The following is a 26,405-nucleotide window of genomic DNA, read 5'->3' on the forward strand; positions in this document are numbered from 1 at the left end:
ACAAATAACTGTATCTATTTCATATTATTATTGTTTCATCCATAAAGTAAAACTTATTAAAGCTCCAATTTTAACCACGGTTTAGCTTCATAAAACAGGTAAAAAGCTGATAAACTATAGCGTTTTATTATATTTTTAAATTTTGTTGCTTTGAGAGTTACTATGTCACTGGAAGCCCTGACCACTGAAGCGCTTGCTGCCATTGCAGCGGCTCAAGACCTTGCTGCACTCGATCAAGCTCGTGTGCAATTTACAGGGAAAAAAAGCCAGCTTGCAGAACAGTCGAAAGCACTTGGAAAAATGGATCCTGAAGAGCGTAAAGTACAAGGTGCTGCGATTCACGCTGTTCGTGAAGCAATTAATGCAGCATTGACTGAGCGTCAACAGACATTACAACAAGCCGAGCTTGCAAAAAAATTAGCAAGTGAAACGATTGATATTACTTTGCCTGGTCGCGGTCAGCGTATGGGAAGTATTCATCCTGTGACGCAAGTACAAGAACGTATTTGCCAATTCTTTACTAAAGCTGGTTTCCAAGTTGCACATGGTCCAGAAGTCGAAGATGACTACCATAATTTCGAAGCCTTAAATATTCCAGGGCATCATCCAGCACGTGCAATGCACGATACTTTCTATTTTGATGCCAAACATTTGCTTCGTACACATACATCAGGCGTACAAATTCGGACCATGGAAACGAGTCAGCCACCAATTCGTATTGTGTGTCCGGGTCGTGTGTATCGTTGTGACTCTGACCAAACCCATTCGCCAATGTTCCATCAGATCGAAGGGTTGTATGTTGCTGAAAATACCAGTTTTGCTGAGTTGAAAGGCTTATTGATTAACCTACTCAATGAGTTCTTTGAAAAAGATTTAAAAGTACGTTTCCGTCCATCTTATTTCCCATTCACAGAACCAAGTGCAGAAGTGGATATTATGGATGAGCGAGGTCGTTGGTTAGAAGTTTTAGGTTGTGGCATGGTACATCCAAATGTACTTCGTGCTGCAGGGATTGATCCTGATAAATACAAAGGTTTTGCTTTTGGTTTAGGGGTAGAGCGTTTTGCGATGTTGCGTTATGGCATCAATGATTTACGTATGTTCTATCAAAACGATGTGCGTTTCTTACGCCAGTTTGCCTAACAGTTTTTTCAGGATTAAATAAGGTTTATACAGATGAAAATTAGTGAAAATTGGTTACGCACTTGGGTAAATCCAGCGATTGATAGCGAAACACTTTCTGATCAGTTGACTATGCTTGGTTTGGAGGTAGATGAACTCGCACCAGTTGCGAAGCCATTCACAGGCGTGGTGATTGGTGAAGTTCTCACTGTTGAACAACATCCAGATGCTGATCGTTTACGTGTAACGACAGTAAATATTGGTTCAGGTGAGCCGCTACAAATTGTATGTGGTGCTCCAAATGTTCATGTCGGTATGAAAGCGCCTGTTGCAACAATTGGTGCCGTGTTACCGGGTGATTTTAAAATTAAAAAAGGCAAACTGCGTGGTGTGGAATCACAAGGGATGCTTTGCGGTGCTTCTGAGATTGATTTAGAAGACAAAATCGATGGTTTGTTGGAATTACCTGCTGATGCGCCAGTGGGCGTGAATATTCGTGAATATTTGAAACTTGATGACAATGTGATTGATATCAGTATCACGCCAAACCGTGGTGACTGTTTTAGTATTCGTGGTATTGCGCGTGAAATTGCTGTTATTAACCAATTACAAGTGAATGAACCTCAAATTCAATCAATTGCAGCAACTATTAGCGATGAAAAAACCGTAACGATTAGCACAGAAGGCACACCTCGTTATTTAGGTCGTATCATTAAGAATGTAAATGTCAAAGCAGCTACTCCTGAGTGGATGGAACAAGCATTAACGCGTTCAGGGATTCGCAGTCATAGTATTTTGGTTGATATCACGAACTATGTCTTACTTGAACTAGGCCAACCTATGCATGCCTTTGACTTGGCTAAAATCGAAGGTTCGATTCAGGTTCGCCAAGCTCAGCCACAAGAAAAATTAACATTGTTGAATGATCAAGACGTTGAATTGCAAGATGACATCATGGTCATTGCCGATGACCATAAAGCTTTGGCAATCGCAGGGATTATGGGTGGATTAGCCTCATCAGTAACTGATGATACACAAGATATTTTCCTTGAAAGTGCTTTCTTTGCGCCATTAGCAATTGCTGGTCGTGCACGTCGTTTTGGCTTGCATACTGATTCATCACAGCGTTATGAACGTGGTGTTGATTTTGAATTACCTATGATCGCGATGCATCGTGCATCTGAACTTATTCAAGCCTTCGCTGGTGGTGAATTTGCACCAATTATAGTGGCGGAACAAACAGATTTATTGCCAAAACGTGAAGCGATTAAGCTACAACAAGCACAAGTTGATCAATTGCTAGGCTATCAAGTTGTGGGTGATTTTATTGCTGATGCTCTGACTCGTTTGGGTTGTGTGGTTGAGACGATTGCGCAAGGTGAGTGGAGTGTTGTACCACCATCACATCGTTATGATATGGCAATCTATCAAGACCTCATCGAAGAAGTTGCTCGTGTTGATGGTTACGATAATATTCAGATCAGTTTGCCAAAAATTGACGTGAAATTAGAGACGTACCAAGATCGTTTTGAAACGGCTCAGCTACGTCAAACTGTTGCAACATTGGGTTATCAAGAAGCGATTAGTTTTAGTTTTGCTGACGCTAAACTTGAAAAACAACTTAATCCAAATGTACAGCCTTTGATGCTTGCTAATCCAATTTCAAGCGATTTGGCGGCAATGCGTAGTACTTTATTATCAAGCTTAATTCCTTGTGTGCAATACAACTTAAACCGTCAACAGCAACGTGTGCGTTTCTTTGAGTTGGGTTTGCGTTTTGATTACCAAGACGCAAAAGATATTCATGATCTCAAGCAAATCCCAACTTTAGCACTAATTGCAGTTGGTTCTTTAGCCCCTGAATCATGGCATGCAAAGCCACAAGCAATGGATTTCTTCGATTTTAAAGGTGAGATTGAAGAAATTTTGGCAGCGGGTCGTATCAACGTCGAGTACGCACGTAGTGAGCGAGCTTGGTTACATCCAGGACAATCTGCTGAAATTTTGTTTGATGGAAAGTCAATTGGCTATTTAGGGCGATTACACCCATCTTTAGAAAATGCACTTGATTTGGGCATTACTTGGGTTGCAGAGCTTGATCAGCAGGCTGTTTTGCAATCTTATGTATCTAATTTTACAGAATTATCACGTTTTCCATCGGTTAGACGTGATATTGCGCTTTTAATCTCTGATAAGATTGAGGTAAGAGATATTCAGCGGTTAATTAAGCAAACTGGTGGAGAGTTATTAGACTCAACATGGTTGTTTGATGTGTATACGGGGCAAGGGGTTGAACAAGGTAAGCGCTCTTTGGCATTTGCATTGTTATGGCAACATCCAACTCGTACGCTTGAAGATGCTGAAATTAAATCTGGTATGGATAACATTATTCAAGTGTTGGAAAACACTTACCAAGCGACATTGAGGGCCTCATGACAGCATTAACAAAAGCAGAGATGGCGGACCATTTGAGTGAGCTTACAAGCTTAAATCGCCGTGAAGCAAAACAAATGGTCGAGTTATTTTTTGATGAGATCAGCCAAGCATTAATCGCTGGCGAACAAGTCAAACTATCAGGGTTTGGCAATTTTGAATTACGTGATAAACGCGAACGTCCTGGACGTAATCCTAAGACTGGGGAGGAGATTCCAATCTCAGCTCGTCGTGTAGTGACATTCAGAGCCGGTCAAAAATTTAGACAGCGAGTTGGAAATGAGCAGATCGATTGATCTGCTTTTTTTGTTTTTAGAATAAAAATTTTGAGCATAAAAAAAGAGAACCGAATGGTTCTCTTTTTTATAATCTATAAATAGATTATTGAGCAGCAGATGCTGGAGCAGCTTCAGAAGCAGCAACCGCAACATCAGAAGCAGCAGCAGCAACGTCAGAAGCAGCAGCTTCAACAGCATCAGTAGCTTCAGAAGCAGCAGCTACAGCTTCAGAAGCAGCAGCGTTAGCGTCAGCAGCTGGAGCTTCTTCTTTCTTAGAGCAACCAACGAAAGCTAAAGTAGTAGCAATAGCAGCAACAACAGCAAATTTTTTGAATAACATGGCATCACTCTCATAAAATTGTGAGATTAAAAAAAACCTGAGCTAGTCTGTTTGTGCTTTTATTATTCCTAAACGCTTTAGGTAACAACGCAGGGAGCAGCCTAACTGGTCTGGAGCTATCCTATCAAAGCAAATCATGAATTACTACTGTTCTGTCCAACAAAACGACAAAAATGGACAGAATTTGGCTTTTTTTTGATAGAAAAAAACTATAATTATTTTGTTTGATATCGGTTTTAGGCTGTATCTTTCTGATTTTTCTTAAAAAATAATAGATAAAACAAAGGATTGATGTTTTTGTGAGAATTTAAATTAAAATGTAAATATTATGTAATCCTGTCAACCAAATAAAAAAAGCTACCATTACGGTAGCTTTTTAAATGATGATTTAGGTTGATGCTTTTCGTTTCATTTGATCAAAGAAATCATCATTGGTCTTGGTTTCTTTCATGCGATCTAATAAGAATTCCATCGCTGCAAGCTCATCCATTGGGTGTAGTAACTTACGTAAAATCCAAACCTTACGTAGATTTTCTTCACCCATTAATCGTTCTTCACGGCGAGTACCAGATTTCTTGATATTCATTGCTGGGAATACACGTTTTTCAGCAATACGACGATCAAGTGTAATTTCTTGGTTACCTGTACCTTTGAATTCTTCGTAGATCACGTCATCCATCTTACTGCCCGTTTCAATAAGAGCAGTAGAAATAATTGTGAGTGAACCACCTTCTTCAATATTACGTGCAGCACCGAAGAAACGTTTGGGACGTTCCAAAGCATGAGCATCCACACCACCTGTAAGCACTTTGCCTGATGATGGGATCACAGTATTGTATGCACGTGCTAAACGAGTAATTGAGTCGAGTAAAATCACAACATCTTTTTTATGTTCAACAAGGCGTTTCGCTTTTTCGATGACCATTTCGGCAACTTGAACATGACGAGCAGGTGCTTCATCAAATGTTGATGCAACAACTTCACCGCGAACAGTACGCTCCATTTCCGTCACTTCTTCAGGACGTTCGTCAATCAAAAGTACGATTAAGAAGACTTCTGGGTTATTACGCACAATTGATTGAGCAATGGTTTGCAGCAACATTGTTTTACCCGCTTTCGGTGGTGCAACAATAATAGAACGTTGACCTTTACCGATTGGTGCGATCAAGTCGACGACACGGGAGGTTAAATCTTCTGTTGTACCGTTACCGAGTTCCATAACCAATTGTTCGGTTGGGAATAATGGCGTAAGGTTTTCAAATAGAATTTTATTACGTGAGTTTTCAGGTGTATCGTAGTTAATTTGGTTTACTTTTAATAAAGCAAAATAACGTTCGCCTTCTTTTGGTGGGCGAATAGTACCTGTAATTGTATCACCAGTACGTAAATTAAAGCGGCGAATTTGTGATGGGCTGACATAAATGTCATCAGGGCCTGCTAAATATGAACCAGCCGCAGAGCGTAAGAAACCAAAACCATCAGAAAGGATTTCTAGAACGCCATCACCAAAAATTTCTTCGCCATTCATTGCATGGCGTTTTAAAATAGCAAAAATAATATCTTGTTTACGGTTACGTGCCATGCCTTCAAGGCCCATAAACTCCGCAATTTTAATGAGTTCGCCAATGGGTTTTTTCTTGAGTTCAGTTAAGTTCATAAGTGGTCAGACAGAATGGAATAAGTGGAGGACTATGTTAGGGAAAGAGTAAAAATCGACCGCATACATACATGCTGATGTAATTGTATTTACACAACCACAATTCAGTAGTCTGGTTCATTGTTTCAGAGAGAAATGTGAAAACAATTGTTATTGCCGAGCGGCGATCTTATGTTTTGTGTCTTGTAAGAAGTGCAATGAAGTAGATTCCATTCAAAGCTTCTTGATCCAGTAATATAGGTTAAATAAAGAAATTTGTCAATGTAAACTCAGAAATACGCCATCAATTGAATAGCGTATTTCTGAGGGATCGATAACCTAAATTAAATTAGATATTTTGATCAATAAATGCAGCAAGTTTTGAACGTGGCGCAGCACCAACTTGCTGAGCGACAACTTCACCGCCTTTGAACATTAATAGTGCTGGAATATTACGGATATTGTATTTCACAGCCGTATCTTCACATGCAGTCACGTCGACTTTTACGATTTTTACTTTACCTGCATATTCGTTAGACAAGTCTTCAAGTACAGGTGCGATTGCTTTACATGGCGCACACCAGCCTGCCCAAAAGTCAACAAGTACAGGAGTTTCAGCATCTAAAACATCTGCTTGGAAGTTTTCATCAGTTGTATTAACAATAGTCGCAGACATGAGGTTGCTCCAAAAATAAGAAATAAAGTGCGAATTCAATCATCATCAAGATGAATATTACATCGCTACTTTACTCAATGTAAGGGTTTGTTCTGATTATTCAAGTTTAGTAGATAAAAGTCCAATGGATGCTGACGATGTTCAGCATCGACATAAACAATCATTTCAGCAATAAAAAATTAAATACGGTACTTTTATTGCTTAAAATGACTTTAAAATTGTAAGCATGTGAATTACTCTAATGCGTGAATTGAACATGGGTTTATATAAATAATGTCTGATTTTCTGATTGATGAAGAATTGCTTGCTGCGATTGATATGGGATCGAATAGTTTCCATCTCGCAATTGCTCGTGTTGATCACGGTGAAGTTAAGAAAGTTGCTTCAATGTCAGAAAAAGTACAGTTAGCTGCTGGACTAGATGAAAATAAGAATTTAACAGAGGCTGCCCAGCAACGTGGGCTTGCATGTTTAGCTCGCTTTGTTGGGCGATTAAGTTCAGTGCAACCAAATCGTCTGCGGATTGTTGCCACAAATGCATTAAGACAAGCGAAAAACGGCCACGAATTTATTCAAAAAGCAGCAGAAATTTTACCCAAACCGATTGAAATTATTGCTGGTCGTGAAGAGGCTCGCCTCATTTATCTGGGCGTTTCACATACCATGGCCAATGGTGGTCGACGTTTAGTAGTTGATATTGGTGGTGGTTCAACGGAATTTATTATCGGTGAAGAGTTTGAGCCATTACATACTGAATCATTACAAATGGGTTGTGTAGCATATAGCAAAGCTTATTTTGCTGATGGCGAAATCACCAGTAAAGCATTTGATAAAGCAGTGGTTGCTGCCCGTAAAGAACTCTCTGCAATTGCGAATACTTACAAATCAGAAGGTTGGGATACTGTTGTTGGCTCAAGTGGAACAATTAAAGCTTGTCGTCAAATCTCAGTAAATTTAGGTCTAAGTGACGAACAAGAAAATTTAACGCGTGAAGGCTTATATAAGTTAAAAGATCGTTTGCTGAAATTTAAGAATGTTTCAGAAATTGATTTTGAAGGACTACGTGAAGATCGTCGAGCAGTTTTGCCAGCTGGTCTTGCGATTTTATATGCCATTTATGAAGTATTAGATATCGACAAATTGGCATATTCTGACGGTGCATTGCGTGAAGGTGTCATGTATGACTTGTTAGGTCGTTTTAAGCATGAAGATATTCGTGATCGTAGTGTGCAAGCATTAATGGGTCGTTATAACGCAGATCCAAAACAAGCAGAACGAGTGGTAAATACAGCACAGCAGCTTTTCGATGGGGTTGCGCAATCTTTGCATTTAACTACGGAAGACAGTGACTTACTGCGACGGGCTGCATATTTACATGAAATTGGTTTGGCAATTAGTCATGGTGGTTATCACCGTCATGGAGCTTATTTGCTACAACATTCTGACATTCCAGGTTTCTCGCAAATTGACCAAAATCATCTCTCACATCTGGTTTCGCATCATCGTCGTAAGTTACGAGCAGATGCAAAAAATGACGTGATGAAGGTGGGGGGTAGCCATTTACTTTATCTTTGTTTATTGCTCCGTCTCGCAGTTTTGCTGAACCATAGTCGTAGTGATCAGATGCTTCCTGCCATTGAACTGAGTGTTGTAAATGATCAACAATGGCAGCTAAGCGTTTCTGGCGATGCTAAACAATGGCCTTTATTGGTTGCTGATCTGCATGATGAGCAGGTGCAGTTTAAGCATTGGGACATTGAGTTAAATATTCAGTCAGACAATTTTGTTGATTAACAATACATCCTTGTTAGGGATTATCTACGACTTATGAAAAATAAAGCGACTCAGTCCAAGGCTTGGGCTACGGTTCAAATTGCACGACATCCTGAACGTCCGCAATTTCTAGATTATGTCAGTGAAATCTTTACTGAATTTGATGCACTTCATGGTGACCGTTTATATGGTGATGACGGTGCGATGATTGGTGGACTTGCACGTTTTGATGGTCAACCAGTGATGGTCGTGGGTCAACATCGTGGGCGTAGTACCCGTGAAAAGTTGCAGCATAACTTCGGTATGTGTAACCCAGAAGGCTATCGTAAGTCACAGCGTTTACTAGATATGGCGGAACGTTTTAACTTACCTGTGTTTACTTTCGTTGATACCATGGGTGCATATCCGGGTGTTGGCGCGGAAGAGCGTGGTCAAGCTGAAGCAATTGCAACGAGTTTGGCGCAACTTTCAAACTTAAAAGTGCCAGTAATCGCAACGGTTTTAGGTGAAGGTGGGTCTGGTGGTGCACTTGGGATTGGGGTGGCGGATCGCGTGATCATGTTGTCACATAGTATTTATTCTGTTATTTCTCCAGAAGGCTGTGCGTCTATTTTATGGAAAACAGCAGATAAAGCGGCTCAAGCGAGTGAAGCACTTGCGTTAACAGCAGATAAGTTAAAAACTTTAGGTGTTGTTGAATATGTTGTGGATGAAGGTGAAGGGGCGCATTTAAACCCTGAGCAAGTCATGCATGATTTAAAAGCTGTATTAAAGCAAGCCTTAGATGAATTGCAACCAATGGGTGCTCAAGAACGATGCGAAGCACGTTATCAACGTTTAATGAAGTTTGGAAGCAGCAATTTAGGCATCGCGTCTTAACAGAGACACAGCATTTCTCAGAACAAACTCAATTTTTGATTGGGTGTAGCGGCGGCATGGATTCCATGCTGTTGCTGTATCTGATGGCTGAACTTTTCCCAACACGTACTCGCGCCCTTTATGTTGATCATCAATTGCAACAGGCGAGCCGAGCTTGGGGGACGTTGGTTCAACAGCATTCAGATCAACTCAATATTCCCTGCATTATTCAAAAAGTTTCGGTTCAAACAGGGAATCTAGAACAACAAGCACGCCAAGCACGTTATCAAGCTTATCAGCAGCATTTACAAGCCAATGAAATTCTCGTATTGGCCCATCATCAGCAAGATCAGGCTGAGACAGTATTATTGCGCTTGCTTTCGGGTGCTGGTGTAAATGGTTTGTCTGCAATGCAACGGATAGATATTCGTCGTGAGATGACCATTTGGCGACCCTGTCTTGAGTTAAGTCGCGAACGTATTGAACAATGGACACAGCAACTCTGTTTTGATTATGTGACTGATCCAACCAATCACGATACGCATTATGATCGTGCGTGGTGTCGAGAAATACTTTGGCCTGTTTTACAACAACGTTTTCCCAAAATGCAGGATGCAATATCGCGTAGCAGTTATTTAATGCAAGATGCTGTTGAAATCTTAAATGATGTTTTACAAAACGATATACAGCAATGTGTGACTGAAAAAGTCTTAGATTTGGATGCGCTTTTGCAGCGATCTGAAGCACGACAACGTCAATTACTCTCAGCATGGATCAAAGGAGCAGAGCAATATCGACCTAGCTTTGACATGGTGCAACGCCTACAGCAGGAAGTGATTTTAGCAAAGCCTGATGCTCAAGCTACTTTGCATATCAATCAGCATTATTATGTGCGTTATCAAAAGAAATTGTATCGACTTCGCTATGATGAGTTGTATGCAGAAAAAGTTTCTCCGTTCCCCAATTGCATAGAGCAGTATTATCAAATCGGAAATTTTATTCAGGTGGCTTCAGGAAGATATAAAATTGATACGCAAGAAATTGGGCTATCAACAAAATTATTAGGACAAAATTTAAAGCTGATTAAGCGTCAAGGTGGTGAGAAAATTCATCTCTATGGGCGAGTTGGACATTGGCCACTGAAAAAAGCAATTCAAGAAGCACAGATTTTGCCTTGGTTACGTCATACAATTCAAATATTAGTCTTGGATAATGTTATGCTTGGGGTCTTTAGCCCAAAAGGTTTTTGGTTGGCGCAATCTGATTATCTAGAGCAGGGCGGTTGGCAACCAAGTTTAATTACTGACTGTAATAATTTTTCTTTTCAGTCTTTTTTACATGACGAGTAGAACATGGCGACATCATTGAATCAAAATATCTGTTTTATTGGCGGCGGTAATATGGCGCAAGCCTTGATTGGGGGATTGCTTTCGCGTGGATTGCCAACAACCCGTATCACGGTTTCTGATCCTGTTGAGCAAATTCGCCAAATTTTGGAAGAAAAAGGCATCCAAACCACAACAGATAATCTTGAAGCAATTAAAAATGCAGATGTCGTTGTATTGGCGGTAAAACCTCAAGTTTTAGCAACGGTATTACAACCATTAAAAGATTTGTTATCAGATAAACTCGTCATTTCGATTATTGCTGGTGCTGAAATTCAAACAATTTCAGACCTGATCGGTGGTAGTCAGCGTATTGTGCGTGTGATGCCAAATACCCCAGCACTTGTTCAAACGGGTGCGCATGGTATTTATGCATCTGAAGCCGTAAATGCTCAGGATCGTGAATTAACCAGTCAGATTCTTGCTGCGACAGGATTAACGATTTGGGTAGATACTGAGGCACAAATTGATGCAGTGACAGCTGTATCTGGTTCTGGACCTGCATATTTCTTCTATTTAATGGAAAGTATGATTCGTGCAGGTAAGAATTTAGGCTTGGATGAGAAAGTAGCAACAGCTTTGACCTTACAAACTGCATTAGGTGCAGCGCAAATGGCAATCACGAGCTCAAACTCTCCAGCGGAATTACGTAAAAATGTGACGTCTCCAAATGGTACAACTCAAGCGGCTTTAGAAGTGTTTGATCGTGCTCAGATTTCACAGAACATTCAAGCAGCGCTTGCAGCAGCTCAAAAGCGTAGCCAAGAGCTTGCACAAGAGTTGAGCGACAAGACTAAATCGGTTTAAGTAGGATAAGACAATTATGGGTGCAAGTTCTGCGCTAATTTTTGGTGTTTTGATCAATGTTGCAATTTTATTGGTCTTTTTCCGTTTTTTAATGCAATTGGCGGCAGTAAGTCCTTATAACCCTGTAGTGCTTTCGACAGTGAAAGCTACCAAGGTTGTAGATATTTTTAGTCGTATTTTTCCAACAGTAGGCAAGGGCCGTGTCAATTTGGCTGCTGTAGCTCTGTTGGTTGTTCTTTATTTACTGAAAATATTTGGTTTGATGTATTTGTCAGGGCAAATGCCACATAGTGCAGTGTATCTGGTGATCACAACCTTTGTGACCATGATTCAAGATTTAATTCGTTTCTGTCGTTATTTGATTTTTGCAACCATTATTTTAAGTTGGGTAGTGATGTTTACACAAACTCGCTCTCCTTATATTGAAGTGATTCAAGAGCTTGCAGAACCATTACTTGCACCTTTCCGTCGTTTGCTCCCAAACATGGGCATGATCGATTTATCTCCGATTTTGGCATTCTTGGCTTTGTATGTCGCTGAAATCTTAATGAATGAAGCAGCTAAAGTGTTATTAACAGGTCTTTAATTGGTTTGAAAATAAAAAAGGGATTGTGTTGCACACAATCCCTTTTTTATATCGTATATAGGCTTAGTGGGCTGCATCCCAGTTTTGACCTTGGCCCACTTCAACGACAAAGGGCACTGATATTTCTAATACAGATTGCATTACATCTGCAATTTGCTTGGACAACTCGTCAGCAATGTCTGCGTCTGCTTCAAACACTAATTCATCGTGTACTTGTAATAACAGCTTGGCTTGATCTTTAGGTAATACTTTATCAACTGCGATCATCGCTAGTTTGATGATATCCGCTGCACTGCCTTGGAGTGGTGCATTGATTGCTGCACGTTCAGCCGCTTGTTTAATCATTTTATTGCTTGCCAAAATATCAGGTGTATATAGACGACGACCTAAAATCGTTTCGACAAAACCTTGTTCTCGTGCGATCTGACGTGTACGTTCCATATAGTCCAAAACACCTGGATAACGTTGGAAGTAACGCGCAATATAGCTACGTGATTCTTCACGGGTAAAACCAAGTTGGCGAGTTAAGCCAAACTCAGACATGCCATAGAGCAGACCAAAGTTGACGGCTTTGGCTTGACGACGTTGATCATTGGTCACATCTTCAATGGCGATACCTAGAACTTCAGATGCTGTACGGCGATGCACATCTTGACCTTGTTGGAATGCATGGACTAAAGCATCATCTTGAGAAAAATGTGCCATTAAACGCAATTCGATTTGTGAGTAATCGGCCGCCAATAACACACGTCCTTCAGGTGCAATAAAGGCTCTACGAATCTGACGACCAATGGGTGTGCGGATTGGAATATTTTGTAAGTTTGGATCAGTTGAAGACAAACGACCTGTCGCTGTGAGTGCTTGATGGTAGCTGGTATGCACACGATGTGTTGAATCATGTGATTGCTCGACCAAACGATCTGTATAGGTGTTTTTCAGCTTAGCCAACCCGCGATGTTCTAAAATAACTTCCGCTAGTGGGTGCTCTATTTTCTCTAAGATACTTTCGCTGGTGCTGTATTGACCAGTGGCAGTTTTTTTGCCGCCTTTCAGACCGAGACGATCAAACAAAACTTCGCCCACTTGTTTAGGCGAAGCGATATTAAAGGCTTCACCTGCAAGTTCAGTTGCTTGATTCTCAAGTGTTTGCATCGTTTCAGAAAACTCGACACTGAGTTGATCAAGAAATTGATGATCTAATTTAATCCCATCTTCTTCCATTCCTGTCAAAACGCGAGCCACAGGTATTTCGATGTTGTGGAGGATATTGACCAGTTCAGGATTACTTTTAAGTTTTGCTGAAAGTACTTCATATAAACGATAGGTCACATGGGCATCTTCGGCTGCGTAATGTGCCGCAATTTCGAGTTCAATCTGATTAAAGGTTTTTTGCTTTGCACCTTTACCAGCGATTTGCTCAAAAGTTGTCGTGAGATGACTGAGATAAACTCGTGCTACATCATCCATACCATGTCGAGTTGCAGCCGCATTGAACACATATGAAGCGAGCATGGTATCGAAATACCAACCTTGAATATGAATGCCATGGTTAGCAAAGATATGTGCATCATATTTTAAATGATGACCAATTTTTCTGACGTTGTCATTTTCAAGAATTGGTTTAATTTGAGCGAGAACTTGCTCACGATTAAGCTGTTCAGGTGCGCCTTCATAGTCATGTGCCACAGGTACGTAATAGGCATCATTCGCATCAAAGGCGATAGAAAAACCAACCAGTTCCGCAAAGCGATAATCGAGATTGGTGGTTTCTGTATCAATTGCAAAGTGATCAGCTTGCTGCATTCGGTCGAACAATACATTCCAATCTTGCTGGGTGAGCACCGTATGATAGGTGGCTGTACCGAGTTGATCATCTTGACTAGAAAGATTGGCATGATCTTCGGTGACAACTTGCTCAGTTTTCTGTTCTGCTTTGACGATACTTTTTGAAGTTTGTTGGTATGCAGAATTGTTTGGATTATTCGGATGATCCAAAGACTGTAGTTGGTTACGGAATTCTAGCTCAGTGTAAAGATCACGGAGTTGATCAACGTTTGGATTTGAAAGTTTAAGATCATGCCAATCTAAAGCTAAATCAAGATCGCAGACAATGCTGGCCAACTGATGATCAATTTTGATGTTGTCTAAGTTATCTTTAATATTTTGGCTAATTTTGCCTTTGAGCTGATCAACATTGGCGATGATATTGTTTAATGAGCCATATTCAGTCAGGAGTTTTGCTGCTGTTTTTGCACCAACACCCGGCACACCCATGATGCCATCAGATGCGTCACCCATGAGGGTGAGATAATCGATAATTTGATGTGGATGTACACCAAATTTTTCTAAAACACCCGCTTCATCGAGTACACGTTCTTTAAAACTATCCTCAAGTTTGACATGCTCATTCACCAACTGCGCCATATCTTTGTCACCTGTCGAGATGAGCACATGATGACCTTCGGAGAGTGCACGTTTGGTAAGTGTTCCGATAATATCATCCGCTTCCGCACCAGCGAGGAAATATAAAGGAATGCCGAGCGCTTTAATTAATGCATGTAAATATGGGATTTGTTGAGACAACTCCTCAGGCATGCTTGGGCGATCGCCTTTATAAATCGGCGATAATTTATGACGAAATGTTGGCTCAGGTGTATCGAAAATAACTGCCATGTGCGTCGGTTGAGTACGGCGCATCAATTTTTGGATTGCAGAAATTGCACCACGAATTGCGTTGGTGTGTAAGCCAGTAGATGTTGTTAATGGCGGCAGAGCGTGAAAAGCACGAAATAAAAAATATGACCCGTCAACCAAGACAAAAGGTGGCATTGTGCAAATCCTTATTATGAACTGATGCGTATTTTACGTGAAAAAGTCATGCCTGTCTTATTTCGAGGTGGATCAATACGACTTGCCATGTCGTCTAAAAATTGCAGAATTTTGTATGTAAAGTGGGTTGCTTATGGACTGATCAAGTAATATAGCTGCAATGAAGTTATCTGAACTGATATAAGTCCATGTATAAAAAAGATAAACAGGGAATTGTCATTGTCTTGGTTGCTTTGACTGTGTTGTTGGGTTGCGCAATTGCATTTAGATGGCAAGGTATTGTCGTTGCTTCAGCAATTGGACTAACCGTTGCAATTGTGCACATACTCTCGGAAATTCATCAGCGTTTGCAGCAGCTTGAACGCACTGCACCGAGCTATTTTGCCCAATCAACGAGTATTACTTCGCAAAAGTTGGTGATCTATGCATCTGCATTAGTTACTTTATTTGCTTATGCCAATACATGGATGTGGTTGGCGGGTGGGGCTTTATTAGTTCTGATGTTGTGCTTGATTCAAACCATCAGTTCATTTCAGACACGTTTATTGCATTTAGAACAATACGCGACACATTCTGCTGAAACTAAGATGCCAACGCCTCAGGCTTCTATTGATGATCAAAATCTTGAATTAGCACCAACCTATACCTCAAATGAGCTTACAAATGATCATCATCCGACTTGGATGCAAACTGATCAAGCGATTCCACAAAAACAAACTAATGAAAATCTAATTTCTGAATATCCTGAAACGAAGCGAAAACAACCTGCTTGGTGGCAACCTGCGATCGATTGGATGATTCATGGTAATCCTATTTTAAGAGTCGCTGTTACCGTGTTGATGGTGGGAATCGTTTTATTATTACGTTTTGCCAGTGAGCATTGGCAGCTTAGTTTAGGCGTGAAGCTGGGATTTATTGCCAGTGTAGGGATTGTGACGACTATTGCTGGTTATTGGTTGCAAAAAAAGAATCAACTATTTGCGGTCGCATTGCAGGGGCTTGGTTTAGCCGTTGTGTTTCTGACACTTATTTTTTCACATCATTTTGCTGTAATTGCCAGTCTAGGTACAGCCAGTACTTTATTTGTCATTTTATTATTAGTAACTGTTTACCTAAGTTTAAAGCAGCAAGCGTTATATTTGGCCATGTTGGCATTAACAATGGCTTATCTTGCACCATTGCTTATTCCACAGAATCATCCTGATGTGATTTTCTTATTTGGCTATTACTTTTTGATTAACTTAGCCGTGGCTGCGGTTAACTTTATTCAACCTTGGAAAATCCTGCACCAAATTGCATTTTTTGCCACGATGTTTATTGGAGGCACAACGATTGGGATTTATGCAGAGACTCACCAATTCGATACCTTAGACTGGATTTTATGGTTGCATATCGGATTATTTATTTGGTTGAGTATTCGATATAGCCAATTAATGCTACGTGCTCAAAATCAAATTAAAGAGGTAGAACCCAAAGCCCAACGTTTGCAGCCTATTTTAGACGTTGGACTGATTTTTAGTGTACCTGTATTGGGTTTTTCACTACACGCCTATCTGATGCATAACTCAACACAGGCACTTACGATTGGAGCTGCTGTTCTAAGTTTAACTTATACTTTGCTGCATGTTTGGATTAAACGTCAGCATCCACAACTTTCGATCTTGGCAAAAAGCTTTTTTATTCTTGCTATGGTGTTTACTGCACTGATTTTCCCACTTGCGAAAGGAGCGCATTGGACATCTGTGGGTTGGGTGATTCAGGGCACAGCACTGATTGTTTGGGGAGTGACTGAACGTTATCGTTTAAGTCGTTATCTTGGTGTAGCTTTAGTTTTACTCAGCTCAGTCGCATTGTTATTCCAAGCTTGGTCAAATGATCATTTCCCGATTTTAAGTACATTTATTTATGCTTCGGCTCAATTTATTTCGGCTTTCTATTTATTGCATTATCAAGAAGTTGAAAAATATTTTAGTGCACGGATGTTGAGTGGTGTTTTCCTCGCTTTAGGGATGTATGCAGGCGCAGTTGCAGGTGTTGAGTATCTACATTGGCAACATTATGGCTTAAGTCCTTACTTGATGATCTCAACCATCTGTTTGGCCTTATTTAGTTTGGTTGTTCAATTCAAATCTAGGATGCAATGGCATAACGTACAATTGATTTTGTTGAGTGGATTGTTATTTTTATTGTACGGAGAGAGCTTTGCTGCAAATGTCTATGCAATTTGGCATTGGCAAAGTACTTTAACGCAAATTACCTTTGCTGTAACGGCGATTGTTCTTGCAGGCACATTGATCAGTTTGCAATCGACGGCATCAAAAACATTACTCATGATCGGTGCGACTTTGCTTTGGTTAAGTTTAGCAATCATTGGTTTAGCGATTTTCCCAATCATTCCTGTTGTTGCCTTGGCGATGGTTCCTGCTGTGTACGGACTGTGGTTATTTTATTCCAATAAAATGCAAAGACTTCAGCAGCTCCCGATTTGGTGTCTCACTTTATTTTGGCTGGTGATTGTGAATATTGATCCATATTCAGCAACGCAATTCTATTTATTGCCAGTGTTGAATCCAACAGACGTACTGAGCTTGTTGATGTTCATCGGTGTACTCTGGGTAATTTACCATCATGATTTCAGTGCTGACCCATCAATTGAGTGGGGTTTTAAAGTAGCGACGATTTTGACAGGCTTATTTGTACTGAGCAGTGTTGTCGTGCGTGCGATGCATCATTATTTAGGAACACCATTATGGGGTGGTGCAATTTGGTCAAATGGTGATGTGCAACTGAGTTTGACATTACTCTGGGTAATTTTGGCATTCATCCTAATGACTTTTTCCAGTCGCCGTCATATTCGCCAAATTTGGTTTGTCGGTGCGGCATTGCTAGGAATTGTGGTGTTAAAACTATTGTTATTAGACTTATCGCAAAGTGGAACTTTAACTCGAGTGATTTCATTTATTGGATCGGGTATCGTCATGTTGGTGATTGCATATTTAGCACCTTTACCACCGACCTTGAGTGAAAATAAAAAGAGAGCTGATTAGCTCTCTTTACCTTCACGTTTCAATGCTTTCTGATTCGCATATTGGTCTATTTCATCATTTGCCAAAGGTTGAGGTCGGTCAATTAGCCCCATCTTCGGTACTGGAATCTCAATTTCATTATCAAGGAAACCGTTACGGATGCGTTCCTGCATTTCATCCCGCACTTGAATATAGTTTTCTTGACGACACCAGACCGCAAAAAGGATCTCAATCGATGACTCTTTAAATGCTGTAACAGTCACTGCAGGTTTAGGATCATCCATTACATATGGGTATCTATTTGCAACATCTAACAGTACTTGTCTAACTTTGATGATGTCTTCATGGAAATTGATGGCAAGCGTAATTGGAATACGCCGAATTGGATATTTGGATAAATTCATGACTGGAGTTCGAATGAGTTGTTCGTTCGGCAGTCGAATATAAACATTATCGAGGGTGAGTAATTTCACAGAGAGTAAATCAATTGAGATCACTTCACCTTCTATCGTTTGTCCACGAATCAATGTGATTTGAATGGTATCGCCAACTTCGAAAGAACCTTCACCAATCAAAAACAGTCCACTAATTAAATTGGATGCGGAAGTCTGAGAGGCGAAACCCAAAGCTACAGTTAAAATACCCGCTGCACCTAAGAAGACACTGATTTTAAATCCTGCTTCTCTCAAACTAGTCATGATAAAGAGTAGGAAAATAAAATAGAAAATACCTCTACGCCATAACAAGCGTTGATGTGCATTAAAGCGGCTACCAATCGTTCGGATAAATGCATTCGATATTAAACGTGCGATGACAAAGCCGATAAAGCACAGAATCACGGCAACAGTGATTTCACTGAGTCGTTCTAAATTAATATTGGTAAAGATGCCAGTAAAGCTAGATGCGACATCCTTAGGAATATTGGTTTGCGCCATATCAACCTCTTAAAAGAATGAATCAAACATATTGAATAAGTTGCCACCTGGTGCGCGTGGTGGATGGACATAAGTCACAGCACCTGCTTGGGTTGGTGTTTTATTCTCAATACGAATGCGCGCGGGTTGATCAGCCCCTTCATAATAGACTTTGATTTGAGACGTCCAGAGTCTGCCTGTTTCTTCACTGTAAAATAAAGGAAGTGCAGGGACGGGAACATTCATACGATCAAACCGTAATTGATGTTGACTAATGTTGTGGAATTCAATTGGAGTAACTGCTCTAAAAGCACGTGGCTTTAACAGATTTAAATCAGTGCGACCGTCGACAGATGTTGCATAGCAGATTTCACCATGTTGAGCATCTTTACCAAACCAAGTATCTTTAGGTTGGATCACTGGAACTTCAAAAAGAGGCTCTGAAATACCATCAACTAAACCTGCAATCCAAAGAGGCGTGCTGATATACAGTGTTCCTCGCTGCCCAGCAGGAATATAGATCGGATCAACGGGTTTAATTACCACTGAACGATCAGCCAAACGCGGCATTAACAGGAATGAATCATTCGTTTTTTGAAACATGTATCGTTCAATGCTGGCGGGTTTTGGCATCGCAAATTCAGTATCGTTTAATACTTGCCAATGTTGCTCGTAATCATGTTGAGTAAAAGGGCGATGATATTCCAAGCGCCATTCTTTAATGCCGCGAGTCAGGCGAAATAGCAGCGAACCGAATTGCCAAGCTTTGGCTTGTTGTATTTCAAACTGTTGTTCACCCCACCACTTCAAAGTGTCGGAATGGGGCATTTCATATTGATTATTTTGAGACAAGATGCAAAATTCCTTTGTGAGTATGCTAAACAGACTTCACGCTGTAATCTGCTTAGAGTACACTCAACTATCCCTTTCATCATTATAATTTGTGATGCAAATACTTAAACAAATACAAATTCCTTATAGTTTTGCGAAAAGACATGGCGTTTTACTGCGTTATGAAGGTGATCAAGTTTTTATCGTGCGACGGAAGGACACCGCACGTATTGCTTTGCAGGAAGCTCGTCGAATTTTGGGGAAAGCTGCTCATGATCAACTTTGTACAGATCAAGAGTTCCATGCCTTATTAAGTTCTAGCTATGCTGGCGATACTGGCGAATCTCAACAGGTTGCAGCAGGCTTGGAGGATCATCCTGATCTATTGAGTTTGGCAGATCAAGTTCCTGAAGCTGAAGACTTAATGGATCAAGAAGATGATGCGCCGATTGTTCGTTTGATTAATGCGCTATTGTCGGAGGCGATTCGTGTTAGTGCATCGGATATCCATATTGAAGCTTTTGAAAAGAAGCTTTCTGTACGGTTACGTGTCGATGGTCAATTACGAGAGATCGTGCAACCGCGCCGTGAACTTGCACCTTTGCTTGTGTCTCGTATCAAAGTGATGGCTAAACTGGATATCGCTGAAAAGCGTGTTCCTCAAGATGGTCGTATTTCTTTACGTTTGGCTGGTCGTGAAGTCGATGTGCGTGTATCAACGTTACCATCTTCTCATGGTGAACGTGTGGTGATGCGTTTGCTGGATAAGCAAGCGGGCCGTTTGAATATGACGCATTTGGGCTTAATGCAGAATGACTATGAACGACTGACGCAGTTGGTACATCGTCCGCATGGCATCATCTTGGTTACAGGGCCTACGGGTTCGGGTAAAACGACGACTTTATACGCAGCATTATCTGATCTAAATGATAATACACGTAATATTTTGACAGCCGAAGATCCTATCGAATATCAATTGGAGGGGATTGGTCAGACACAAGTCAATACCAAGGTTGATATGACCTTTGCGCGTGCGTTAAAAGCAATGTTACGTCAAGATCCGGATGTGGTGATGGTTGGTGAGATTCGTGATCTTGAAACTGCTGAAATTGCGGTGCAAGCATCTCTAACAGGTCACTTGGTCTTATCTACACTGCACACCAATACTGCAATTGGTGCGGTGACGCGTTTGAAAGATATGGGCATTGAACCATTCTTGCTTGCAAGTTCTTTAATCGGTGTTATTGCTCAACGTCTCGTTCGAACACTCTGTCCTCATTGTGTGACATGGCGCAAGGCAGATGATTTTGAACGTCAAGTTTTTCAACACTTGAAAGTAGATGAACATCTAGAGCTACCAGAACCTCATGGTTGCGAAAAATGCTCTCATGTTGGTTTTAGTGGACGAACAGCGATTTATGAAATTGTGCCTGTTGATGAATCTATGCGTCGTTTAATTCATGGTAATGCAGCTGAGTATGAGTTAGAAAATCATGCTCGACGTCAGGCAGCATCCATTCGTGATGATGGTTTGCTAAAAGTTATGGCAGGTAAAACGACTTTAGAGGAAGTTTTACGTGTCACTAACGAAGCGGCGGAAGAATAAATCAGTTCAATATTTAAAAAAGCATGGTCAACCATGCTTTTTTTATCCTAAAAATTAAGCTGTTGTCACAATATTAAAATTCACATCAATATTATTGCGTGTTGCATTTGAATATGGGCAAACAATATGAGCAGCTGCGACAAGTTGTTCTGCTTCGGCCTGTTCCATACCAATCAAATAGACATTTAAAGTCACTTCGATGCCGAAACCATTTGGAATAGGGCCAATGCCCACTTCGCCTTCAACGTATGCATCTTTACTAATTTTAAATTTATCGCGGTTCGCAACAAACTTCATAGCACCTAAGAAACATGCTGAATAGCCCGCAGCAAACAGTTGTTCTGGATTGGTGACTTCACCACCAGCACCACCCATTTCTTTAGGTACACCTAATTTAACATCTAGTACACCATCTGATGATGTTGCACGGCCATCACGACCACCAGTTGCTTTAGCTTTCGCACGATAAACGACTTGTTCTAGAGACATTTATTCTTACCTTTAAATAAATATTGTTTACAATTAAATCGTACACGATATAAATTAAAAAACAAGTTATTGATTTGTAAATTTGTATATTATTTTGTCAGATTAAGACGCAGTTCTGAGAGCTGCTGTTTTAGTTCAGATAGCGTTGCAGGGGTGCATGAGGCTGCTTGAGCAATTTGATTCGGTATATCAATTGCTTGTTCTTGTAGTTTTTCACCCTGACCAGTTAGGGTAATAATCACTTGTCTTTCATCTTTTGTAGAACGTTGGCGAGTAATTAATTTTAATGTTTCTAGTTTTTTCAGTAGAGGTGTTAGGGTAGAGGATTCAAGAAATAATCTTTCACCGATTTCGGACACAGTAAGCTGATCTTTTTCCCAAAGCACGAGCATAACAAGATATTGAGGATAAGTCAGACCAAGTGGTGCGAGTAATTGGCGATATACATGATGCAGGGCAAGATTGGTCGAGTAAATTAGAAAACATAACTGATTATCGAGTAACAGTTGATTATGTTCTTCGCCCATGTACATCTCTAAATGATTTCAATTCAATTAAGTATATCTTGATCTACGAATAGCTAAAGCGTTTGCAGGTGATTAAAATAAAAAATAACGAAGCGTTTGAATGCTGATCGTACTTATGCAGATATTTTAACTACCAAAATTCAGCGATTCTTTTCATCAAACGTGCTCGATAACGTGCGGTTGGATTATCCAAACTTTTCTGTGCTTCTTGTTCATAATACTCTTGCCATGCTTTGATCATTTCTAAAGTTGTACCTTTTTGCTTAATGATCTCAACATCTTCACGTTGAATGCTACTCAAACGTTGTCTTGCACCCTCAGCACCTGTTCCCCATCCAATAATCCATTGACCAAAAAAGTTCAGTGATAAATTTTGTGGAGTAGGTAAAGAAGAACTAACCACATCAACCTCTGTATTTGCTGATGCAGTATGGATTTGTGCGGCTGCCCCTATAAAAAATAAAATAGGAATAAATTTAAACATGAATAAAACTTAATTGCTGTGAGTGGCGAAGGGTACATCAACTTACAAGCAGAACGTATTTATTTTGTTCTACGATGATGAATAATGCTTATTAAATCATGATCATAGTTTTTATAGCTACATAAAAATTGACTGCTAGAGTCAAAAAGTGAAAGTTTTATAAATGATTTAGAAGAATTTAGTAGTTGATGATTCGACGATGTTGCATTAGAGGCATTGATGAACGCACAATTTCTTGTTCTTCAAGTTCAAAAGCGCTGGTAATTAACCCAGTACCTTCATGATTGACCATTTGCAATAACTGACCACGACTATCAGTAATTCCTGAATGACCCCATGTTTGACGCTTTTCGCCATGCCAACCTTGCTGCGCTGCGCCTAAAACATAACATTGGCTATCCATCGCACGCGCTTGTAGCAACAATTGCCAATGTAACTGTCCTGTTGTATAGGTAAAGGCTGCTGGTGCGGTTAATATGTAGGCACCCTGTTGGCGTAGTGTTAAGGCAAGTTCTGGAAAACGTAAGTCATAGCAAACCATTAAACCAATATGACCAAAAGGTGTTTTTGCAACAATAACGTCCTCGCCAGGTTCAAAGAATTTAGACTCTTGATATCCTCCGACAGCATCACTGACTTGCACATCAAATAAGTGAATTTTGTCGTAACGAGCCTCTGTTCTTTCTGGGCTAATACATAGACTAACTGTGCGTACTCGACCATCGGTAATTACTGAACCATTTGGGCGAAAAGGACAGGGCAGAGTACCTGCAACGATCCAAATTTCATAACGATGTGCAAGTTGCTCTAAGCGAGCTTGGATGCTTTCAAATTGTTCGGCTGTATCGCGTTGTTTGCCTGCTGCAAAGCAGACGAAATTTTCAGGAAATACGATGAGTTCTGCACCTTGAGCCTTACTTTGCTGGATCAATGATTCAATGACAACGAAGTTCGCTTCAATGTCATTTTGAGAGTTCATTTGGGAAACAGCAAGTAAGGTCATGTAGGTGCCTCGATAGTTAGTTCAACGATCAAGCATTTTGTTTTTGTACATCGTGATTTAAACAATCTTGTTCTTTCTGCAATTGTTTAACTAGAGGTTCAAACATATTTTGATTATTTTCGTTTAAGCGCATAAGTGTTTTATGTGCATCAAGAACCGTGTTTAACATTGCACTGTGGGTGACATGTTGCTCCTCAGTCAGCTCTAAAGTACAAACACTTGGGTCGCCACAGTAATTTAAAATCACAAAAACTTGCCCTAGCCCCATGCTGTTGGCCAAGGTCGTAATATCTGGATTCGTTGATAGCATAACTGCTTGGATATGATGAACTTGTTTAAGCTTTAAACCTAATTTTGCAAGTACACCTAAAACAGTGCTGTCAATAAACGTCGTTTGGGTTAAATCAACGATTGCGCCAACAACATTTTGCTGTTGTTCAATCTTGTTGAGTAGTTTGTCTAAACTTATACAAGAATGAGCACGGACTTCGCCAATAAGCTTGAAAATATGCGTTCCGTTCAAACTTGCATATTCAACATGACCTGTTGACATATAAATGCCATTTTCAGAGAAAGGATATAAAATTATCCCATAGTGATATTCTAGACACAAGTGGTTAGATGCTTTTAAAAAAATAACTTTTTGATTTTTATATTAATTCATTCGGCATATGCTAAGAATTGCAATATCATCTGCTACATGATCTGGTGCTTGAAATGAATCATTTTGTAGATGTTCGACCAATTGGTTGAACTGATCATTGAGTCCACCATCAAAAGGCTCTAGAGCACCATCTGAACACAAAATAAACCGAGAGTGGTGGCTTAATACACAATGATGTTCTTCAACCTCTAAGTCTTCAGTTAAACCTAAAGGGAAGCTACTTGTTGTTAAAATTTTTGGTGGTTGGTTCTGTTCTAAAATAATTGGAGGAGGGTAGTGGCCTGCACTAGACCAACAAACGGTATTGGTTTTGAGGTTTAATGTACCTGCAACCATGGTGATATGTTTTTCAATATTTTCTTGAACTAACATTGCATTCAGTTTTTGAATGAGTTGACGAGGTGTTTTTGAACGGCCATGAAAAGCAGCCATCCATGAGGTCAGTAAACTACTTGTGACACCATGACCAGATACATCTGCTAAATAAAAAAGCACTTCATGATCATTTAACTTCCAATAGTCATACCAATCACCAGATAAATAGGCTGATGGTTGGAAAAAAGATTCAAATTGATAATTTGGTAGCTCAATTGGATTTGGCAAAAGACGTTTTTGTAATTCAGCAGCAGAGGGTAAATCCCTACTATCTTGATTACGCTTATATTGTGCATCTATCTTAAATAAAGAGTGAACAGGATTTTTAGGCAAATTATCCCAAACCCAACCCGCTAAAGCACCTTGCTCCCAGGCCTGTGCCAATGCTGCACCTTCATGTTCAAATGCAAGAACAATTGTTGGTAATTTCCATTGATATTTTAAAAAATCTTGTACATCAGCAATAGCAATAATTGTTTGATCGTATAAATCCAAGTCATCAATTTGAATGATTTGCAAACTTGGTAACTCTGTTAAAGCTTGATCTAAACAAGGTATGGAACGCGTGGGTTGAATGAAATACATAGATGAATAGCCAATCCTTTGTATGATCATTATAAATTCATCATAGATGAAAGATGACTTAAATCAAAGTATTGCCAGCAGTTAAACGTGCTGACAATACAGAAGTTTGTAAATGTTGATTGCGATACATCATTGTTCTTCAGATGAAGCATCATCTAAATCATCGCTATCCCCAACGAAAGAGATATCATTCGAATCACCACGTTTCTCCGCGATTTGGAATGCTTTGCGTTGTAAATAAAAATCGCGAATCATTGAATATTTATCACCTTGCAGACTTTCTTCAATATCCAAAATTTGAGAGCGAGCATCGATAGCTTGCAATACATTGGTTGACCAGTAAATTCCTTCTTGATCATCCAGTAAATATTTTTGCGGTCGACCATAGCTATCAGCTGCTAAACCAAAGCCATCACGGAAAGTGCTTGGGCCAAAGAACGGCAACATAACGTATGGGCCGGATGGAACACCATAATAACCCAAAGTCACACCAAAGCTTTCTTCTTCGGTTGGTAAGCCTAATCGACGAGCAGGATCTGCGAAACCTAAGGTCGTTAATGTATTTACGGTAAAACGACCTAAAGTTTTAGCCGCACGAGCTGGGCGGCCTTGAATCAATTGGTTTACTGCATTCCACGGTTCACCTAGGTTTTTACGGAACTGGCGATAAGGACTACGAACTTGTTCAGGAACCTTTGCGACATATTGAATTGCAACAGGCTTTAATACATTACGGTCTACCATGTCATTGAAAGCATAAAACTGACGGTTCAACGGTTGTAATGGATCTTTAACTGAATCTGGTTGAGCGGCATTTGCATTCACTTTTAAATCATTTTTAGTGAGATGCTTTAAATCTTTGATAGCCTGAATAGTAGAAGGCTTCTGCTCTGTAACAACTTGAGTGCTTACAGCATTAGTTTGATCTGCTGTTTCATTGGATGACTCTTGTGCGAATGCGGATGAACATGCTCCAGCAGTTAGCAATCCAAGCAAGATAAAATTCGAGTAATGCATATAAGTCCTTAATCGCTGTTAGAGCGAAATACAGTCATTAAAATGATTGCGTCACTTAACGCAAAACATATATATGAGGAATACAATTTAGTTGTTCTCATAGTATTAAAACAAATTCGCTCGAAAAATATAAGAAGAAATGTAAATTTGGCTTAAAAATG

23 protein-coding genes are annotated in these 26,405 nt (G+C 40.1%); 10 read left to right on the forward strand and 13 right to left on the reverse strand.

Annotated features, from left to right (window positions below; translation table 11 throughout):
- Positions 1-162: 162 nt before the first annotated feature.
- From pheS to ACT4_RS02530, 3 genes are read left to right on the forward strand one after another with little or no spacing between them, the layout of a single operon-like run.
- Positions 163-1,143 (forward strand): phenylalanine--tRNA ligase subunit alpha, encoded by a 981-nt coding sequence (gene pheS / locus ACT4_RS02520; RefSeq protein WP_007479552.1) that lies wholly within the window; start codon positions 163-165, stop codon positions 1,141-1,143.
- 33 nt (positions 1,144-1,176) lie between these two features.
- Positions 1,177-3,558, forward strand: coding sequence for a phenylalanine--tRNA ligase subunit beta (pheT, locus tag ACT4_RS02525; RefSeq protein WP_007479553.1), 2,382 nt, complete (start codon positions 1,177-1,179; stop codon positions 3,556-3,558).
- Positions 3,555-3,851: an integration host factor subunit alpha gene (locus ACT4_RS02530; RefSeq protein ID WP_004664224.1), complete on the forward strand. Its 297-nt coding sequence runs from the start codon at positions 3,555-3,557 to the stop codon at positions 3,849-3,851. Before pheT ends, ACT4_RS02530 begins: the two co-directional genes overlap by 4 nt.
- Before the next feature lie 85 nt (positions 3,852-3,936).
- Here the strand turns inward: ACT4_RS02530 and ACT4_RS02535 are convergent, their stop codons facing one another.
- The 3 genes from ACT4_RS02535 to trxA all read right to left on the reverse strand — a co-directional run bounded on the left by ACT4_RS02535 (position 3,937) and on the right by trxA (position 6,485).
- Complete coding sequence (locus ACT4_RS02535; protein WP_007479555.1) at positions 3,937-4,173, reverse strand: hypothetical protein; 237 nt, start codon at positions 4,171-4,173, stop codon at positions 3,937-3,939.
- Between the two features lie 388 nt (positions 4,174-4,561).
- Positions 4,562-5,830: a transcription termination factor Rho gene (rho, locus tag ACT4_RS02540; RefSeq protein ID WP_004881796.1), complete on the reverse strand. Its 1,269-nt coding sequence runs from the start codon at positions 5,828-5,830 to the stop codon at positions 4,562-4,564.
- A 328-nt stretch (positions 5,831-6,158) separates the two neighbouring features.
- On the reverse strand, positions 6,159-6,485 hold the full coding sequence (trxA, locus tag ACT4_RS02545; protein ID WP_004881797.1) for a thioredoxin: 327 nt from the start codon (positions 6,483-6,485) through the stop codon (positions 6,159-6,161).
- A 273-nt stretch (positions 6,486-6,758) separates the two neighbouring features.
- Here trxA and ppx point away from each other — a divergent pair, with 273 nt between their 5' ends.
- From ppx to ACT4_RS02570, 5 genes are read left to right on the forward strand one after another with little or no spacing between them, the layout of a single operon-like run.
- Positions 6,759-8,279, forward strand: coding sequence for an exopolyphosphatase (gene ppx / locus ACT4_RS02550; protein ID WP_004881799.1), 1,521 nt, complete (start codon positions 6,759-6,761; stop codon positions 8,277-8,279).
- Between the two features lie 33 nt (positions 8,280-8,312).
- Entirely contained in the window at positions 8,313-9,137 is an 825-nt protein-coding gene (locus ACT4_RS02555; RefSeq protein ID WP_004881800.1) for an acetyl-CoA carboxylase carboxyltransferase subunit alpha, read from the forward strand.
- A 56-nt stretch (positions 9,138-9,193) separates the two neighbouring features.
- Positions 9,194-10,465 carry a tRNA lysidine(34) synthetase TilS gene (tilS, locus tag ACT4_RS02560; protein ID WP_034604497.1) on the forward strand — a complete coding sequence of 424 codons (1,272 nt, stop codon included), beginning with the start codon at positions 9,194-9,196 and terminating at the stop codon, positions 10,463-10,465.
- Between the two features lie 3 nt (positions 10,466-10,468).
- Positions 10,469-11,308: a pyrroline-5-carboxylate reductase gene (gene proC, locus ACT4_RS02565; protein ID WP_007479561.1), complete on the forward strand. Its 840-nt coding sequence runs from the start codon at positions 10,469-10,471 to the stop codon at positions 11,306-11,308.
- Between the two features lie 16 nt (positions 11,309-11,324).
- The gene (locus tag ACT4_RS02570) at positions 11,325-11,894 is read left to right on the forward strand and encodes a YggT family protein (protein WP_007479563.1); all 570 of its coding nucleotides are present in this window, start codon (positions 11,325-11,327) and stop codon (positions 11,892-11,894) included.
- 63 nt (positions 11,895-11,957) lie between these two features.
- On the opposite strand, the gene polA is transcribed toward ACT4_RS02570, so the two are convergent.
- Positions 11,958-14,723 (reverse strand): DNA polymerase I, encoded by a 2,766-nt coding sequence (gene polA, locus ACT4_RS02575; RefSeq protein ID WP_007479564.1) that lies wholly within the window; start codon positions 14,721-14,723, stop codon positions 11,958-11,960.
- Positions 14,724-14,911: 188 nt separating this feature from the next.
- Here polA and ACT4_RS02580 point away from each other — a divergent pair, with 188 nt between their 5' ends.
- Complete coding sequence (locus ACT4_RS02580; protein ID WP_007479566.1) at positions 14,912-17,770, forward strand: DUF2339 domain-containing protein; 2,859 nt, start codon at positions 14,912-14,914, stop codon at positions 17,768-17,770.
- Here the strand turns inward: ACT4_RS02580 and ACT4_RS02585 are convergent.
- Positions 17,767-18,684: a mechanosensitive ion channel family protein gene (locus tag ACT4_RS02585; RefSeq protein WP_007479568.1), complete on the reverse strand. Its 918-nt coding sequence runs from the start codon at positions 18,682-18,684 to the stop codon at positions 17,767-17,769. The two genes, ACT4_RS02580 and ACT4_RS02585, sit on opposite strands and share 4 nt — an antisense overlap.
- Before the next feature lie 9 nt (positions 18,685-18,693).
- On the reverse strand, positions 18,694-19,515 hold the full coding sequence (locus ACT4_RS02590) for a hypothetical protein (RefSeq protein ID WP_007479570.1): 822 nt from the start codon (positions 19,513-19,515) through the stop codon (positions 18,694-18,696).
- 94 nt (positions 19,516-19,609) lie between these two features.
- Between ACT4_RS02590 and gspE the strand changes: the two genes are divergently transcribed.
- The gene (gspE, locus tag ACT4_RS02595) at positions 19,610-21,100 is read left to right on the forward strand and encodes a type II secretion system ATPase GspE (protein ID WP_007479572.1); all 1,491 of its coding nucleotides are present in this window, start codon (positions 19,610-19,612) and stop codon (positions 21,098-21,100) included.
- Positions 21,101-21,154: 54 nt separating this feature from the next.
- On the opposite strand, the gene ACT4_RS02600 is transcribed toward gspE, so the two are convergent.
- The 7 genes from ACT4_RS02600 to ACT4_RS02630 form a co-directional block, all read right to left on the reverse strand.
- On the reverse strand, positions 21,155-21,589 hold the full coding sequence (locus ACT4_RS02600; protein WP_004881811.1) for an organic hydroperoxide resistance protein: 435 nt from the start codon (positions 21,587-21,589) through the stop codon (positions 21,155-21,157).
- An 89-nt stretch (positions 21,590-21,678) separates the two neighbouring features.
- Positions 21,679-22,116 carry a MarR family winged helix-turn-helix transcriptional regulator gene (locus ACT4_RS02605; protein WP_004881814.1) on the reverse strand — a complete coding sequence of 146 codons (438 nt, stop codon included), beginning with the start codon at positions 22,114-22,116 and terminating at the stop codon, positions 21,679-21,681.
- Positions 22,117-22,246: 130 nt separating this feature from the next.
- Positions 22,247-22,600: a DUF4951 domain-containing protein gene (locus ACT4_RS02610; RefSeq protein WP_007479575.1), complete on the reverse strand. Its 354-nt coding sequence runs from the start codon at positions 22,598-22,600 to the stop codon at positions 22,247-22,249.
- 178 nt (positions 22,601-22,778) lie between these two features.
- Positions 22,779-23,603 (reverse strand): carbon-nitrogen hydrolase family protein, encoded by an 825-nt coding sequence (locus tag ACT4_RS02615; protein WP_007479577.1) that lies wholly within the window; start codon positions 23,601-23,603, stop codon positions 22,779-22,781.
- 28 nt (positions 23,604-23,631) lie between these two features.
- Complete coding sequence (gigB, locus tag ACT4_RS02620; RefSeq protein ID WP_004881820.1) at positions 23,632-24,156, reverse strand: anti-anti-sigma factor GigB; 525 nt, start codon at positions 24,154-24,156, stop codon at positions 23,632-23,634.
- A 102-nt stretch (positions 24,157-24,258) separates the two neighbouring features.
- Positions 24,259-25,227: an RsbU family protein phosphatase GigA gene (gene gigA / locus ACT4_RS02625; protein ID WP_004881822.1), complete on the reverse strand. Its 969-nt coding sequence runs from the start codon at positions 25,225-25,227 to the stop codon at positions 24,259-24,261.
- Positions 25,228-25,356: 129 nt separating this feature from the next.
- Complete coding sequence (locus tag ACT4_RS02630; RefSeq protein WP_007479579.1) at positions 25,357-26,244, reverse strand: VacJ family lipoprotein; 888 nt, start codon at positions 26,242-26,244, stop codon at positions 25,357-25,359.
- Positions 26,245-26,405: the final 161 nt, after the last annotated feature.

The sequence above is a fragment of the Acinetobacter sp. NBRC 100985 genome (genome assembly GCF_000241225.1).
Classification (GTDB): Bacteria; Pseudomonadota; Gammaproteobacteria; order Pseudomonadales; family Moraxellaceae; genus Acinetobacter; species Acinetobacter venetianus.

Bases quoted from the DNA above. Each gene is read 5' to 3' on its own strand.
- ACT4_RS02600 (WP_004881811.1), bottom strand. From the start codon at position 21,589: ATGTCTCTAGAACAAGTCGTTTATCGTGCGAAAGCTAAAGCAACTGGT.
- ACT4_RS02580 (WP_007479566.1), top strand. From the start codon at position 14,912: ATGTATAAAAAAGATAAACAGGGAATTGTCATTGTCTTGGTTGCTTTG.
- rho (WP_004881796.1), bottom strand. From the start codon at position 5,830: ATGAACTTAACTGAACTCAAGAAAAAACCCATTGGCGAACTCATTAAA.
- gspE (WP_007479572.1), top strand. From the start codon at position 19,610: ATGCAAATACTTAAACAAATACAAATTCCTTATAGTTTTGCGAAAAGA.
- proC (WP_007479561.1), top strand. From the start codon at position 10,469: ATGGCGACATCATTGAATCAAAATATCTGTTTTATTGGCGGCGGTAAT.
- trxA (WP_004881797.1), bottom strand. From the start codon at position 6,485: ATGTCTGCGACTATTGTTAATACAACTGATGAAAACTTCCAAGCAGAT.
- pheT (WP_007479553.1), top strand. From the start codon at position 1,177: ATGAAAATTAGTGAAAATTGGTTACGCACTTGGGTAAATCCAGCGATT.
- ACT4_RS02585 (WP_007479568.1), bottom strand. From the start codon at position 18,684: ATGGCGCAAACCAATATTCCTAAGGATGTCGCATCTAGCTTTACTGGC.
- ACT4_RS02530 (WP_004664224.1), top strand. From the start codon at position 3,555: ATGACAGCATTAACAAAAGCAGAGATGGCGGACCATTTGAGTGAGCTT.
- ACT4_RS02630 (WP_007479579.1), bottom strand. From the start codon at position 26,244: ATGCATTACTCGAATTTTATCTTGCTTGGATTGCTAACTGCTGGAGCA.
- ACT4_RS02570 (WP_007479563.1), top strand. From the start codon at position 11,325: ATGGGTGCAAGTTCTGCGCTAATTTTTGGTGTTTTGATCAATGTTGCA.
- ACT4_RS02610 (WP_007479575.1), bottom strand. From the start codon at position 22,600: ATGTTTAAATTTATTCCTATTTTATTTTTTATAGGGGCAGCCGCACAA.
- ACT4_RS02535 (WP_007479555.1), bottom strand. From the start codon at position 4,173: ATGTTATTCAAAAAATTTGCTGTTGTTGCTGCTATTGCTACTACTTTA.
- polA (WP_007479564.1), bottom strand. From the start codon at position 14,723: ATGCCACCTTTTGTCTTGGTTGACGGGTCATATTTTTTATTTCGTGCT.
- ACT4_RS02605 (WP_004881814.1), bottom strand. From the start codon at position 22,116: ATGGGCGAAGAACATAATCAACTGTTACTCGATAATCAGTTATGTTTT.
- ACT4_RS02555 (WP_004881800.1), top strand. From the start codon at position 8,313: ATGAAAAATAAAGCGACTCAGTCCAAGGCTTGGGCTACGGTTCAAATT.
- ACT4_RS02615 (WP_007479577.1), bottom strand. From the start codon at position 23,603: ATGACCTTACTTGCTGTTTCCCAAATGAACTCTCAAAATGACATTGAA.
- ppx (WP_004881799.1), top strand. From the start codon at position 6,759: ATGTCTGATTTTCTGATTGATGAAGAATTGCTTGCTGCGATTGATATG.
- pheS (WP_007479552.1), top strand. From the start codon at position 163: ATGTCACTGGAAGCCCTGACCACTGAAGCGCTTGCTGCCATTGCAGCG.
- tilS (WP_034604497.1), top strand. From the start codon at position 9,194: ATGGATTCCATGCTGTTGCTGTATCTGATGGCTGAACTTTTCCCAACA.
- gigA (WP_004881822.1), bottom strand. From the start codon at position 25,227: ATGTATTTCATTCAACCCACGCGTTCCATACCTTGTTTAGATCAAGCT.
- gigB (WP_004881820.1), bottom strand. From the start codon at position 24,156: ATGTCAACAGGTCATGTTGAATATGCAAGTTTGAACGGAACGCATATT.